The 16092-nt window shown below is 60.2% G+C and carries 4 protein-coding genes; 3 read left to right on the top strand and 1 reads right to left on the bottom strand.

Translation table 11 applies throughout. The features are described from left to right. Window positions 1-16: 16 nt before the first annotated feature. Window positions 17-2845: an excinuclease ABC subunit UvrA gene (gene uvrA, locus K6L24_RS19745; protein ID WP_062748288.1), complete on the bottom strand. Its 2829-nt coding sequence runs from the start codon at window positions 2843-2845 to the stop codon at window positions 17-19. Between the two features lie 251 nt (window positions 2846-3096). On the opposite strand from uvrA, the gene ssb1 reads away from it, so the two are divergent. The 3 genes from ssb1 to K6L24_RS19730 all read left to right on the top strand — a co-directional run bounded on the left by ssb1 (window position 3097) and on the right by K6L24_RS19730 (window position 16002). Next, entirely contained in the window at window positions 3097-3651 is a 555-nt protein-coding gene (gene ssb1 / locus K6L24_RS19740; RefSeq protein ID WP_062748286.1) for a single-stranded DNA-binding protein SSB1, read from the top strand. A 337-nt stretch (window positions 3652-3988) separates the two neighbouring features. Beyond that, window positions 3989-5713, top strand: a complete 1725-nt coding sequence (locus tag K6L24_RS19735; RefSeq protein ID WP_062748283.1) for a ShlB/FhaC/HecB family hemolysin secretion/activation protein — start codon at window positions 3989-3991, stop codon at window positions 5711-5713. A gap of 68 nt (window positions 5714-5781) precedes the next feature. After that, a complete protein-coding gene (locus K6L24_RS19730) occupies window positions 5782-16002 on the top strand; it encodes a hemagglutinin repeat-containing protein (protein ID WP_222681770.1) in 10221 nt (3406 codons plus the stop codon). Window positions 16003-16092: the final 90 nt, after the last annotated feature.

The raw sequence follows: 16092 nt of genomic DNA, 5'->3' as shown, positions 1-16092 counted from the left end.
AACCGGCCCGTCTGATTTAGCCCTGTAACAGCGGCTTGAGGAAGCGGGCGGTGTGCGATCGTTCGCACTCTGCCACGGTTTCCGGCGTGCCGGACACCAGGATCTCGCCGCCGCCGCTGCCGCCCTCTGGCCCCAGGTCAACGATCCAGTCAGCGGTTTTGATCACGTCAAGGTTGTGCTCAATCACCACGATGGTGTTGCCTTGGTCGCGCAGCTGGTGCAGTACGGCCAGCAGCTGTTCGATATCGGCAAAGTGCAGGCCGGTGGTCGGTTCATCCAGAATATACAGCGTCTGGCCCGTCCCGCGCTTCGACAGCTCACGCGCCAGCTTCACGCGCTGCGCTTCGCCGCCGGACAGCGTGGTGGCAGACTGACCGAGCCGGATGTAGGACAGGCCAACATCCATCAAGGTTTGCAGCTTACGCGCCAGCGCCGGCACGGCATCGAAGAACTCTCGGGCTTCTTCAATGGTCATCTCCAGCACTTCGTGGATGCTCTTGCCCTTGTACTTCACTTCCAGCGTTTCGCGGTTATAGCGTTTGCCTTTGCACTGGTCGCACGGCACATAGATATCCGGCAGGAAGTGCATCTCAACCTTGATCACCCCGTCGCCCTGGCAGGCTTCGCAACGCCCGCCGCGCACGTTAAAGCTGAAACGGCCCGGCGTGTAGCCACGGGTACGAGACTCCGGCACCCCGGCGAACAGTTCACGGACCGGCGTAAAGATCCCGGTGTAGGTCGCCGGGTTAGAGCGCGGCGTGCGGCCAATCGGGCTCTGGTCAATATCGATCACCTTGTCGAAGTGCTCCATACCGGTGATATCACGGTACGGTGAGGCTTCGGCAATGGTTGCACCGTTTAACTGGCGCTGGGCAATCGGGAACAGCGTATCGTTGATCAGCGTCGATTTCCCGGAGCCGGAGACCCCGGTCACGCAGGTAAACAACCCGACGGGCAGCGTCAGGGTGACATCCTTGAGATTGTTACCGCTGGCCCCCGTCAGCTTCAGCACTTTCGCCGGGTCGCCTTTGACGCGCTGCTCGGGGATAGCGATGCCGCGTTTACCGCTGAGGTACTGCCCGGTCAGCGAGTCCGCGACTGCCATAATGTCATCGACGGTGCCTTCGGCGACAACCTGACCGCCGTGCACCCCGGCACCCGGGCCGATATCGATCACATGGTCGGCGGCGCGAATGGCATCTTCGTCGTGCTCGACCACAATCACCGTGTTGCCGAGATTGCGCAGATGCACCAGCGTTTCCAGCAGGCGCTCGTTATCGCGCTGGTGCAGGCCAATGGATGGCTCATCCAGTACGTACATCACACCGACCAGACCGGCACCGATCTGGCTGGCCAGACGAATACGCTGGGCTTCCCCGCCGGAAAGCGTCTCGGCGGAGCGGGACATCGACAGGTAGTTCAGGCCAACGTTGACGAGGAACTTCAGGCGATCGCCAATCTCTTTCAGCACTTTTTCTGCGATTTGCGCACGCTGGCCGCTGAGTTTCATGTTCTGGAAGAATTCCATCGCATGGCCAATGCTCATATCAGAGATGCTTGGCAGCGTGGTGTTTTCCACAAAGACGTGGCGTGCTTCGCGACGCAGGCGCGTGCCGCCGCAGCTGGTGCAGGAGCGGTTGCTGATATATTTCGCCAGCTCCTCACGCACGGCAGACGATTCCGTCTCTTTATAGCGGCGTTCCATATTGTGCAGCACGCCCTCAAACGGGTGACGGCGCACGGAGGTATCGCCCCGGTCGTTGACGTATTTAAATTCGATATTCTCTTTGCCTGACCCGTAGAGGATCACCTTGCGGCTCTCATCCGGCAGGGAACTGAACGGCGCTTCGATATCAAATTTCAGGTGCTCCGCCAGCGAGCGCAGCATCTGGAAGTAGTAGAAGTTACGGCGGTCCCAGCCGCGGATGGCACCCCCCGCCAGTGACAGATCCGGGTTTTGTACCACGCGATCCGGGTCAAAATACTGCTGCACGCCCAGACCATCACAGGTTGGACAGGCCCCGGCCGGGTTGTTGAAGGAGAACAGCCGCGGTTCCAGCTCGTTCATGCTGTAGCCACAGATGGGGCAGGCGAAGTTAGCGGAGAACAGCAGCTCTTCGGCGCTGGTGTCGTCCATATCGGCCACCACCGCGCTGCCGCCGGACAGCTCAAGGGCGGTTTCAAACGACTCTGCCAGACGCTGCGACAGGTCTTCACGCACCTTAAAGCGGTCAACCACCACTTCAATGGTGTGCTTCTTCTGCAGTTCCAGCTTCGGGGGATCCGACAGGTCACACACTTCCCCGTCAATACGGGCGCGGATATAGCCCTGGCTGGCCAGGTTTTCCAGCGTTTTGGTGTGCTCACCTTTACGATCTTTCACAATCGGTGCCAGCAGCATCAGGCGGCGGCCTTCCGGCTGGGCCAGCACGTTATCCACCATCTGGCTGACGGTCTGGGCAGCCAGTGTGACGTCATGATCCGGGCAGCGCGGCTCGCCCACGCGGGCAAACAGCAGGCGCAGATAGTCATGAATTTCCGTGATGGTACCGACGGTGGAACGCGGGTTATGCGACGTGGATTTCTGTTCGATCGAAATGGCCGGTGACAGCCCTTCGATATGATCGACGTCCGGTTTTTCCATCAGTGAGAGGAACTGGCGCGCATAGGCAGAAAGCGACTCTACATAGCGACGTTGCCCTTCCGCGTAAAGCGTATCGAACGCCAGCGAGGACTTACCAGAACCTGACAGACCGGTGACGACAATCAGCTTATCGCGCGGAATGGTCAGGTTAATGTTTTTCAGATTGTGGGTGCGGGCACCCCGTACTTCTATCTTATCCATTCACAATTCCCGGATTAGCACAAAACCTCACCATGCCTGCCCGGCACGGCCAGAAAGAAACGCATTATTATGGCACAAAAAAACCTGAATGGATAACCAGTGTTTTGCCGTAGAATGCCATGCGCAACGATGTCATACTGCAACAACAGCCCCGTTTTTCGAGGCAGCGCCTAAATGTAGGATCTCAGGGTAGCCCATGATAGAATTTTGCGCCTAGACTTACAGAACGAACATTAACCGGAGAGAGCAACATGGCCAGCAGAGGCGTAAATAAAGTAATTTTAGTCGGAAATCTGGGTCAGGACCCGGAAGTTCGCTACATGCCGAATGGCGGTGCCGTTGCCAACATTACTCTGGCGACCTCCGAAAGCTGGCGTGACAAGCAGACCGGTGAAACCAAAGAGAAAACCGAATGGCACCGTGTTGTGCTGTTCGGCAAGCTGGCCGAAGTGGCGGGCGAATATCTGCGTAAAGGTTCTCAGGTTTACATTGAAGGCGCACTGCAGACCCGTAAATGGACTGATCAGGCAGGCGTAGAGAAGTACACCACTGAAGTGGTTGTCAACGTCGGCGGCACCATGCAGATGCTGGGCGGTCGTGCTCAGGGCGGCGGCGCACCAGCGGGCGGCGGTCAGAGCGGTGGCAACAACAACGGTTGGGGTCAGCCACAGCAGCCACAGGGCGGCAGCAACAACCAGTTCAGCGGCGGCGCGCAGCAGTCCCGTCCGCAGCAGGCCCCACAGCAGAACAGTGCACCGGCAAATAACGAACCTCCGATGGACTTCGATGACGATATTCCTTTCTAAGAAAGGATCGCGATTAATATCGCTGAATAAGCCCCGCACTGCGGGGCTTTTTTTATGCCCTGAATTAAGAGAGGGCCTGAATAAACCTTCAGGCAGAGCGAAGACGTATCTGCCAGGGCGTTATTTTGTCCAAAGCGGGTTTGTAAGTATAAATTTCTAAGGAGTAACTTATATCCAGCCTTACGCGGAATGATAATCAGAATTAACTTATCACAGCGCGGAGGGTGATAATTAAAAAAGCAATTTCACGCTACTTTTGCTTGATATCCCCTTTTTTGAATGGATAATGTCCGAAAATTATAACGTCTAATTTCTCTGTAAACGGACTTTCATTAGAATGACTTTATCTTTTCGCTTTATTCAGCGCAGGGAAATCGTGCCTGTCCTTATGGGTGCGGTGCTGGCTTATTCTTCCCCCACTCTGGCTGCCCTTTTGCCCGACAGTGATGCCCGCCAGGCTGCCAGCCTGGATGCCCGGGAGCAGCTTCGACAACAGGCGCGGGAACGAGCGTTACAGCAGCAAAATGCGCCGGAAAGTGATGTCCGTCTGACGCGCCCCGGTGAGGTACTGCCGGACTACCCCGCGAATGAAAAACCCTGTTTCCCGATCCAGACTCTGCGTCTGAACGGCGATCTTGCGCCCCGCTTTCAGTGGGCGCTGGCGGCGGCAGACGGGGCAAAAGGCCGTTGCCTCGGCGGACAGGGGATTATGCTGGCTCTTAATAAGGTGCAGAACGCCATTCTCGCTGCGGGTTATGTCACCACGCGCGTAATGGCACAGGAGCAGGATCTGACAACCGGCGTGCTGACGCTGACGCTCCAGCCGGGGCGCATTGACCATGTTCGTTTCAGCCAGCCGGTGTCCTGGCGTGCCCGCATGTGGAATGCCGTCCCCGCCTCACCCGGCGACGTACTGAATCTGCGCGATATTGAACAGGGGCTGGAAAACTTTCGCCGCGTACCGAGTGCATCGGCCGATATCAGTATCCTGCCCGGCGGGCGGGATGGCACCAGCGATCTGCAGGTGAACTGGGCAGAGGGACGCCCGGTGCGCCTCAGCCTGGGACTGGATGACAGCGGTTCCAAAAGCACCGGCCGCTATCTCGGGTCCGCCACGCTGGCCGTGGACGCCCCGTTTGCCCAGAACGACCTGTTTTATGCCAACATCGGCAAAGATCTCTTCGATCACGGCCCGTTTGGCAACCGTTCCCATACCCTGAATTATTCTGTGCCGTTCGGCTACTGGGGGCTGGCCGCCAACTATAACAACTACACCTATCACCAGAACATTGCCAACGCCAACGAGGTGCTCAGTTACAGCGGGAAGAGCGATAACGTGCAACTGACGCTGTCCCGCCTGCTGTTCCGCAATCAGCTGCATAAAACCACACTGAATATGCGTGTCTGGCGCAAGCACTCGACTAACGCCGTCGACGGCATTGATATCGAACAGCAACACCGCCGGACGGCGGGCTGGGAGTTGGGACTCAGCCAGCGCAGCTACCTCAGCGATGCCACGCTGGATGCCAGCATTAACTGGCGGCGCGGCACCGGGGCCTTCGGCGCGCTGCGCTCCCCGGAAGAGGACACCCACAGCGGCAGCGCCCGTACCGGCATTGCCCTCGGGGATATCAGCCTGAACCAGCCGTTTACCCTGGGTGAAGAGCCGTGGCGCTATGTGACCAGCCTGCGCGGGCAGTGGAGCGCAAACCCGCTTACCCCTCAGGAACGTCTGGCGATTGCCGGGCGCTACACCGTGCGCGGCTTTGACGGGGAGCAGATCCTCTCCGGTGAGAAAGGGCTGATCTGGCGCAATGAGATGGCGTGGAATGTGCTGTCGCGCGGGCATGAGCTTTACGTCGCGCTGGACTACGGCCGCGTTGACGGGCCCGGCACCCGTTATCTGTCCGGGCATCAGCTGGCGGGCAGCGCCGTGGGCGTGCGCGGGGCGCTGTGGCGACGGTTCAGTTACGACCTGTTTGCCGGCGTGCCGCTGTATAAACCTGAACAATTCCACACATCAGGCGCCACGGCGGGCTTCAGCGTTAACCTGGAAATTTAACCGGCCGGCCGCCTGAGCGACAGCCGCATACTTCACTGAACGGATCTTACGCCTTCAAGGACGAACCCATGAACAAGCATTGCTATCGTCTTATTTTCAGCCGCACTCACGGGGAGCTGCGGGTGGTTTCGGAACTGGCCCGTAGCTGCAGCAGCGAACCCGGACAAACCCGTGCCACCGGAGCGCCTCGCCTGTGGGTAACGGTGCGCAGGGTGATATGGATGCTGGGTCTGACACTCTGTGCCGGCACGGCGACAGCCGGAGGGATTGTTGCCGACGGACAGGCGGGGGCGCAGCGCCCGCAGGTGATCGCGACCCAGAACGGCCTGCCGCAGGTGAATATTACCGCCCCCAACCAGGCCGGGGTCTCCCATAACCAGTACCGCCAGTTCGACGTCGATAAGAAGGGGGCCATCCTCAATAACTCCGCCTCAATGACCTCCACGCAGCTGGCAGGGATGATCCAGGGTAACCCGAATCTCAATCCCAAATCGGCCCCGGCCCGCGTCATTCTCAATGAAGTCAACAGCAACAACCCCAGCGAGCTGCGCGGGTTTCTTGAAGTTGCGGGTGGGCGGGCACAGGTCATTGTGGCTAACCCGGCGGGGATCGTCTGCAACGGCTGCGGCACCATTAATGCCGGACGGATGACGCTGACCACGGGTAAGCCCCAGTTGAATGCGGACGGCAGCCTCGCCGGTTATCAGGTCGAGCGCGGCACCGTGCGCATTGAAGGCGGCGGCCTGAACGGCGACGCGCGGCATGATACTGAATATGTTGATGTGCTGGCGCGTGCGGTTGATATCAACGCGGGCGTCTGGGCCCGGCAGGGTCTCAACGTGGTCGCAGGACGCAATCGCATCAGTGCCGATGGTAAAACGGTGACGGCGCTGGCCACCGACGGTAAAGCCCCTGAGCTGGCGATTGATATGGGCCAGATGGGCGGCATGTATAGCGGCCAGATCCGCATGATCGGCACAGAGGCTGGCGTCGGGGTGCGCAATCAGGGGGGGCATATCCAGGCGGCTAAAACGCTGACCGTCAGCAGCGAAGGGAAGCTCACCTGGCAGTCCGGGAGCCAGGACGCAGTGACTCAGGCGGGAGGCGATATCCGCCTGGCGGCCAGAGACACCCTTGAACATCACGGCAAACTGCACGGCGGCGGTACCGTTTCGGTAGAAAGCCGGGAAGGTGAGATTAAACAGTCCGGCACGCTTGCTGCGGCGGGGGATGTGGCCCTGCGGGCGAAACGCGGCATCAGCAGCAGCGGCCATCTGCTGGCAGGCAGTGACGCTGACAGCACCCTGACGCGGGAAGCAGACTTAACGCTGACCAGCCAGGGAACCCTGCGCGCCAGCGGTAGCCTGTTAAGCAAAAAGGACGTGAAGATCAGCGGGAAGCGCGTCGACCTGAGCCAGAGTACGCTGGCAGCACGCCGCGCCAGTATTGATGCCGGGGCAGAAGGTGTAGCGCTGCAGCAGGCCAGAGTCGATGCCGGCGAGCTGGCGGTCAGTACCGCCGGAGATATCACCGCCCGGCAGGCGCAGGTCGGGGCGGGACGCTGGGATATCGAAGCCGCCAGCCTGTCCGCTCAGGGCGGGGTCTGGTCGCAGACAGCCGGGGGGGAAAGTCGTTTCGCCCTGACCGGGCAGCTGGATAACACCGGTGGCAGTATGGAAGCCCGCCAGCTGGCGCTGACGGCAGGCTCCCTGGCGAACACGGACGGACGGCTGGTCGCGCTGGATAACACGGCGCAACGCTGGGAGGTGCAGGGGCTGCTGGATAACCGCAGTGGCGCGCTGGGCAGCAACGGCAACCTGACGCTGTCCGCCGGAACGCTGAATAACCAGGACGGGACGCTGCAAAGCCAGTCGGCTCTGCAAGTCCGCGCTGAAACGGATATCAACAACGCCGGTGGGCGTCTGCTGGCGGGCGATGCCATGACGCTGGACGCTGCAGGCCGTATTGATAACGTTTCGGGCCGGATCGACAGCACGCAGCTGGCGCTCAGTGCAGAGCAGTTTAATAACACCGGCGGAGAACTGGTCAGCCAGCAGGATCTGACGCTCTCCGCGCGTCAGTCGCTGAACAACCAGCAGGGGCTGATAGAAGCCGGGCGTGTATTAAGCGTCCAGACCGGCGGCGAATGGGATAACCAGGCGGGGAATGCCCGGGGTGGCAGCGGAGTGCAGGCCACGGCCGGCAGCCTGAACAACACGGCAGGAAGATTACAGTCTGGCGGCGTGCTGACCCTGAACAGCGAGGGGGTGGTGAACAATCAGTCCGGGAAGCTGACGGCAGCAGACGCACTCAGCTGGCAGGGCGCAGACGGCCTGTTCAGCAATGACGGCGGCCAGCTGATCGCTGACGGGGCGCTGTCGCTGCACGGTGGGCAACTGACCAACCGACAGCAGGGAACGATTCAGAGCCAGCAGTCGCTGACGCTGGATCTGACGGGCGAATTTGATAACCAGGACGGCGCGCTGACGGCAACCGGCCCCGCACAGATCCGCGCCGGCAATCTGCTCAACGGCCGGGGCTCGGTTCAGTCGCTGGATAGCCTGGACATGCAGCTCACCCGGGCGCTGGACAACAGCAGCGGCCGTATCTTCAGTCAGCGGACGCAAACCCTGAGTGCTGGCGATATTTTCAATACCGGCGGATGGATGGGCACGCAGGGAAGCTGGTCAGCGACCGGCGGGCAGTTTGTTAACCGTGACGGCAGCGTGCAAAGCCAGCAGGATGCGTCGCTGAGGGCCACCACCCTGAACAACCGGCAGGGAACGCTGATATCCGGGGCCGATCTGACACTTAACGTCAGCCAGGACACCGACAACCGCGCCGGCAAAATCAGTGCGCTGGGGCAGCTTGCCCTTCAGGGCCAGACCGCAGGCGCGGCGGCCGGCATCCTGAACAATGGCGCAGGTCAGCTGCTGGCCGGGAAAGGGCTGACGGTGGCGGCGCAGGCCATTCACAATGGTGAGGACGGGGCAATCTCCGCTGCCCGGCAGCTGCAGCTGGACGTCAAAAACGCGCTGGATAACCGCCAGGGGCACCTGGAAAGCGGCAGCGGTATGACGCTGGCCGCAGGATCGCTTCACAATCAGAGCGGGTCGGTCAGCAGCCTGCAGCAGCTGGCAGTGAATCTGAATGCCGGTCTGGACAATACCGGGGGGGCGGTGCGCAGCAATGGCGATCAGACCATCACGGCAGATCAGATAAATAACCGGCAGGGCGTGTTCAGCAGCGGCGGCGGCCTGATGCTGACTGCCCGGCAGCTGGACAACCAGGATGGTACGGTGATCGGCCAGGGGGCGGGTGAGTACCGTGTCGATACGCTGAATAATCAGCAGGGCAGAATACACAGTGGCGATGCGCTTACGCTTGAGACGCAGACGGTGAATAACCAGGCGGGGCAGCTGGTGGCCACCCGCGCGCTGGATCTGCATGCCACGCAACTGGATAACAGCGGGCAGGGGAGTGTGACCAGCCAGGACGCGCTGAGGGTGCAGACGGACAGTCTGAACAACCGTGACGGTGGCCTGCTGCTCGGTACCACACTCACGCAGGTGACAGCCCGGACCCTGGATAACCGGGGCGGACGTCTGTCAGGTGCGGGAGCAATGACCCTGACCCTGCTGGAGACGCTGGATAACCGCCAGGGGCATATTCTGGCGAACCAGGCGCTGAAGATTCAGAGCGGTAATCCGCAGGCGCGCAGCGTTCTGGCTCCCGCACTGAACCTGCTTAACCAGAGCGGCGAGATCCGCAGCGGTGACGTGCTGACCGTTCAGGCCCGCTCCCTCAACAACCAGGGCGGTACCCTCCTCAGCCAGCGGGGGATGGATCTTACGGTGCAGCAGGACTACACCCACCGGGCAGGCGATACCCTCAGCAGCAACGGCGACATGACGCTTTCTGTGTCGGGGGTACTCACCAACCTGACTGACTGGTTACTGCCCGGCAGCCTGACCCTTAACAGCCAGCACTTTACCAATCAGGGATCGCTGGTGGGGAAAACGCTGCAGCTGACCACCGGTAAGCTGCTTAACCAGGGGCGGCTGGAAGCCGACAGTATGACCCTGAATGTGGATACGCTGGACAATGCGGCGACCCTGATCGGAGATGAGATTAAGGTACGTGGAGGGGTGATCGATAACCACGGACGTGCCGCCGTGATGGCGGCCACGCAGCGGCTGGATCTGCATGCCGGGGCAAGCCTGCTCAACCGCGACGGCAGCCTGCTTTACAGCAGCGGTAACCTGCTGCTGGGCAGTGATGATCTGATTGAAAACCGTGCCAGCAGCATCGAAGCCGACGGGGATATCCAGGTGGATGCCCGGCGCCTGAACAACCTGCGCGAAGGGCTGGAAATTACCCGCAATGCTGAGTCCAGCAACTATAAATGGCATCGTTATAACTATTACTGGCGCTCATACGGGGAAGATGTCAATACCGACAAGAGCACGGTAGCCTCCACCACCCAGCGCTTAACGTTCCAGAATGACGCGGCGGCACAGACCAACCGTTACGGCACCCTGCTGGCTATTGATGCTGGCGCAAAACGGGCTCAGGTTCGGGTAAAAAACAACGTCGGACAACTGACCGATATGTGGATTCATTATCTTGCGCTGAAGCCTGCCAGCGATGGCAGCTACGACCTGACATTTTATGAAACCCGTGGCTGGAATCAGAACGTGGTGCCAACGCCCTATCAACACACTTTCAGACGGGAACATGATATTGGCCAGCTCGTTCAGTGGGATCCTGAGCGCTATCTTGATATCGACAATGCGCCTTATGTTAGTGATTACAGTAACTTGCGTGAGCGCACTGCCACCGGCACGGTGACAACGGATAAACTCGTTTCTGCGGGCACTGGCGCGCAAATTCTTGCGGGCGGCAATATGATACTGCGCGTGGCCGGTGAGTTGCTCAACGATGCCAGTACCCTGAGCGCAAACGGTGATCTGAACGTGTCGGGCGCACAAAATATCGTTAACAAAGGCTATTCGGTTAACGAGCGGCGTCAGGAACATCTTGTCGATCACTATGACAGGGCAGAAAGTCACTGGTATCCCACCTTTGACCATGACGAGACCACGGCGCTGTCCACCGTTGATGCCATCATGACCGGCAACGGCAGCGTGACCATTCAGGGCACCCGCATTGAGAACGTTACGGTGAACCAGGCCCAGATCGGCAGCGTCGCGGCGGCCGGAAAAGCCGCTGAAGCCGGGCGTGCCGAACAGCAGCGAAATCCCCTGGCGGTAACGGTAGAGGACGGCACCCTGCAACCCGTCGGCACCCAGCTGGCTCCGGGAACGCGCCCCTTAACGCCGGGTGAACTGGCGCTGACCGATAAACAACATCTTGACCGTGTGGCAACGACGATCCCGAATAACGGACTGTTTCGCCAGAATCCGGCCGCAGGCAGCCCGTACCTGGTGGTGACAGACGAGCGCTTCACCAGCCGCAGCAAATTTATCAGCAGTGACTATCTGCTGGACCGGGTGGGGTACGATCCTGCCCAGGTGATCAAACGCCTGGGAGACGGGTTCTACGAGCAGCGTCTGGTGCGCGAGCAGGTACTGGCGCTGACCGGTCGGCCCTCGGTGAAGGGCGATGACGCGATGACGCAGTACCAGAACCTGATGAACAACGGCAGCACGGTAGCGCAGGACTTTAAGCTGGTGCCTGGCGTGGCGCTGACGCCGGCCCAGATCGCCGCGCTACAGCAGGACATTGTCTGGCTGGTGAGCGAAACGGTCGACAGTGCCGATGGCCCACAGACCGTCTGGGTACCTAAAGTGTACCTGGCCAACACCACGCTGCAACTCTCTGGCGATGGGGCGTTGATGGCCGGGGGACAACTGCAACTCTCTGCCGGCAGCCTCAGCAATGCCGGCAATCTGGTGGCCGACCGGACGCTGGACATTGACGCCAGCCGTTTCCAGCATCAGGGGGGCGATATTCGCGCGGACAGTATTCACGTTCAGGCGGCCAGCCTGACACTGAGTACCAATCTGCAGGATGCGCTGCGTCAGGCTTCAATGACGGCCGGCGATATCAGCCTGAGCGGCACCGACGTGAAACTGCAGGGGGCGAAGCTGGATGCCAGCCGCAACCTCAGCCTGAGCGCGCAGAACAGCCTGGAGATCGGCACGGCCCGCAGCAGCCATACCGCCAGCGTCGACGTTATCTCCGGCTCGATGGGCAACCGTACCGGCGCAGGTATGGAAGAAGCCGGGGCACGCATGGCACAGGTCAGCGGCGAGTGGCAGCAGGCGCAGGGCAGCACGCTTAATGCCGGGGGTAACCTCAGCCTCAGTGCCGGACAGGACATCACACTGCAGGGCAGCCAGGCGAAAGCCGGGGGCAATACTCGGATAGAGGCAGGTGGTGATGTCAAACTCCTCGCGGACAAAACCACCAATACCACCCATTTGACGGCGAACAGCCGCACCTCATCGGTCAGCAATACCCGCCAGGAAGATCGCCTGCTGCTGAGTACCCTGAGCGGTGATCAGGGCGTGGCCCTGGTGGCCGGTAAAAATTTGCGGATGGAGGGCGCGCAGGTCGACAGCCAGCAGGGACAGGTGGGCGTGAGCGCGCAGGACGTGACGATCAAAGAGGCGCGTCAGGTGGTGGTCGATCAGGACAGCGAAAACAAGCGTGGGGGCAAAACCAAAAGCCATCGTGAGGAACTGACGGAGCGCGATAGCGGCGTTGGCAGCACCCTTAGCGGTAAGAATGGCGTCACGGTGATCGCCCGCGACAACGATATTGCGCTGGCGGGCAGTACCCTGCACAGCGAAGAAGGGGCTATTGCGTTACAGGCAAAACGGGATGTGCTGCTTAACAGCGCTACCGATCGCGAATCGCAGTTCCGTGAAGAGCATTCGCAGAAAAAAGGCCTTCTGTCGAAAAGCAGCAGCCATACGGTACAGGATGACCGTTCTACGCTTGAGCAGGGCTCCCTGCTGAGTGGTGACAGCGTCAGCATCACGGCCGGCCGCGATCTGGCGGTGGTCGGGTCTGCCATCGCCGCCGATAATGACGTGGCTCTGGCGGCGGGCCACAACGTGGATATCATTGCAGCCACCGAGACCGACACGCACTACCGGCTGGATGAGAAGAAAAAGAGCGGACTGCTGGGCAGCGGCGGCATCGGCTTTACGGTTGGTAAGCAGTCGAGCAAGCACGAAGTCGACGAAAAAGGTACGACCCAGAGCCAGAGTGTCAGCACTATCGGCAGCAGCCAGGGCAATGTCAGTATCACCGCAGGCAACCAGTTGCACATCGGCGGTGCCGACCTGGTGGCGACCAGGGACCTGAACCTTACTGGCGACAGCGTGGCTATCGACCCGGGCTACGACCAGCGCACCCGCAAGGAAACCTTCGAGCAGAAGCAGAGCGGGCTGAGCGTGGCGCTGTCGGGCAGCGTGGGCAGCGCGCTCAACGCCGCCGTCAGCACTGCGCAGCAGGCGAGAAAGGAAGGCGACGGACGCCTGAACGCGCTGCAAAACACCAAAGCGGCGCTGTCCGGCGTGCAGGCTGCACAGGCCTGGGCGCGTGACGACGCCCTGACCGGGGCGGCGGACGCGAAGAATGCTGCAGCCGGCCTGCAGTCGGGTGATAAAGGTGCCGCGCAGGGAGCCACCAACACCGTTGGCGTCACTGCCTCCTGGGGCAGCCAGTCGTCGAAGAGCGAAACCCGCACCGACAGCCACCAGTCGCAGGGCAGCACGCTCAACGCCGGGCAAAACCTGTCGATAACGGCAACCGGTAAGAATAACGCCGCGCAAAGCGGCGATATCGCGATATCCGGCAGTCAGCTTAAGGCGGGCAAAGACCTGACGCTTGATGCGGCGCGGGATATTACCCTGCACTCCGCGCAGAATAGCGAATCCACAACAGGCACTAACAGCAGTAAAGGCGGCAACGTCGGCGTGGGTATCGGCGCCGGCACTGGCGGCTACGGCATCAGCGTCTCTGCCGGGGTAAACGCCGGTAAAGGGCATGAGAACGGCAACGGCCTGACCCATAGCGAAACCACGCTCGATGCGGGCAGCCATCTCAGCCTGACCAGCGGCCGCGACACCGCTCTGCAAGGGGCGCAGGCCAGTGGGGAAAAAATCACCGTTGACGCAGGGCGCAACCTGACGCTGGCAAGCGAACGGGACAGCGACCGCTATGATGCGAAGCAGCAGAACGTCAGCGCGGGCGGCAGCTTCACCTTCGGTTCGATGACCGGTTCCGCCAGCGTCAGCGCCAGCCGGGACAGGCTGCACAGCAACTTCGACAGCGTTAAAGAGCAGACCGGGCTGTTTGCGGGCAAAGGCGGCTATGACGTCACCGTCAAAGAGCACACCCAGCTCGACGGCGCGGTGATAGCCAGCACGGCGGAGAGCGACAGGAACCGCCTCGATACCGGCACGCTGGGCTGGAGCGACATCCACAACCAGGCCGATTTTAAGGCCACGCACAGCGGCGGCAGCCTCAGCACCGGCGGGCCGGTGGGCAAGGACCTGCTGACCAACATGGCCGGCGGCATGCTGTCGGGTGCCAACAACGGCGGCCATGCAGAGGGCACGACGAAGGCCGGGGTCAGTGAAGGGACTCTGACAGTCCGTGATACTGATAAACAGCAGCAGGACATCACACAGCTGAACCGGGATACGGATAACGCCAACGCCGGCAGCATCAGCCCGATATTTGACAGGGAGAAGGAGCAGAACCGGCTCAAACAGGCCCAGCTGATAGGTGAAATCGGCGGTCAGGCGATGGACGTTATCCGCACGCAGGGCGACATCGCGGGGCTGAAGGCCCAGACAGACCCGGCGGCGCTGGCGCAGGCGCGGGAGCAGCTGGCGAAAGACGGTAAACCGGCCGGCAGCGCGGCGGTGATGCAGCGCGCCTATGACAACGCGATGCGGCAGTACGGCACCGGCAGCGACCTGCAGAAGGCGGCGCAGGCGGTAACGGGCGCGCTGACGGCGCTGGCGGGCAACAACCTGGCCGGTGCGCTGGCGAGCGGCGCGTCGCCGTATCTGGCGACGGAAATCAGGAAGCTGACCACCAACCCGCTGACCGGTAAGGTGGACGTGGCCAGCAACGCGATGGCGCACGCGGTGCTGGGGGCGGTGACGGCGCAGCTGAACAGTCAGTCGGCTGTCGCTGGCGGGCTTGGTGCCGGCGGCGGAGAGCTGGCGGCGCGCTACATTGCCGGGCAGCTGTTCCCGGGCAGGGCGGCAGACCAGCTGAGCGAAAGCGAAAAACAGCAGGTCAGCGCGCTGAGCGAACTGGCCGCAGGACTTGCGGGCGGCCTGGCGACGGGCGATACTGGCGGAGCAGTGACGGCCGGCCAGGCGGGTAAGAATGCGGTGGAGAATAATTATCTGAGTGAGAAGGAGTCCCGGCAGCTTGATAAGGAACTCTCCGCCTGTAAATCCACCGGAGGTGACTGCAAATCTGTTGTTGAAAAATATATCGAAATCAGTAATAAAAACAGTAAAGAACTGGCCGAAGCCTGTACGGGTGGCGGTGTGGTCTGCGTAAGTTGGGAAGAAATGGTTCAGGCGGAAACCAACGTTGCGCTGGATGCTGATAAACATCAGATAAGGCTGAGTGAGAAACTGAAGGACCCGGATGCGGCAGCGTTGGTAAAATATCTTAATGGCACCGACCTGAAATTCCTGAAGGATAATATTACGACCGGTGATCGGGTTATGGATGTGGTAATGACCCCAACTTCCTGGCCGGTAGCGATAATGGGTGGGAAGGCTATTATTACTAACAGTGCAGGTGTTAAGGAGCAATTAATCGCAGCGGGAGTTTCAAGTGCGGCTAATACAGCTATCCAATATGGAACAAGCAAAACTGGTGAGGTAAAATTATCTGACGTAATAGGGTCAGGAGTTATCGGTCTAATTACTGCAGGTAAAGGTTATAATCCAACAGTCACCTGGAATGCCGCCGGTGGTTATTATACTGCAGAAATAAAAGGTGATGATCCGTTTATGGGGGCGTTGCTGAGTAAGGCAGGCGCTTCAGTGGGTTATACCGCTGGTAATATTATAAAAATACCAATGGATAAAAAACTAAACCCAATCTCTAAACAATATGAATGGGTTCCCACAGGCGTATGGACTATCACAAAACCAGCGCCTCAAAATAATCTGCCTTCACTTTCAGGAAATATTGCCGACTCAGCTGCGTCAGGGGGGTTCTCTGATGCATTGCAAAACTCTATAAAAAATAAGGACAATAATAATGTTAATAAGTAAAAAATCATTATTGGCATTACTATACTTATGCATTGCCTTCTCGCTGATGCTTATTTGTGTAAGTTTTATTTTCCAGGTCCTTGGGTATTG

This window comes from Erwinia persicina, from assembly GCF_019844095.1.
GTDB lineage: Bacteria > Pseudomonadota > Gammaproteobacteria > Enterobacterales > Enterobacteriaceae > Erwinia > Erwinia persicina.
The sequence above is the reverse complement of the archived record's forward strand: the minus strand, read 5'-3'. Positions and strand labels throughout refer to the sequence as shown.

What these genes read in the sequence shown, in the direction of transcription:
- K6L24_RS19735 (WP_062748283.1), top strand. Translation starts at nt 3,989, where the DNA reads ATGACTTTATCTTTTCGCTTTATTCAGCGCAGGGAAATCGTGCCTGTC.
- uvrA (WP_062748288.1), bottom strand. Translation starts at nt 2,845, where the DNA reads ATGGATAAGATAGAAGTACGGGGTGCCCGCACCCACAATCTGAAAAAC.
- K6L24_RS19730 (WP_222681770.1), top strand. Translation starts at nt 5,782, where the DNA reads ATGAACAAGCATTGCTATCGTCTTATTTTCAGCCGCACTCACGGGGAG.
- ssb1 (WP_062748286.1), top strand. Translation starts at nt 3,097, where the DNA reads ATGGCCAGCAGAGGCGTAAATAAAGTAATTTTAGTCGGAAATCTGGGT.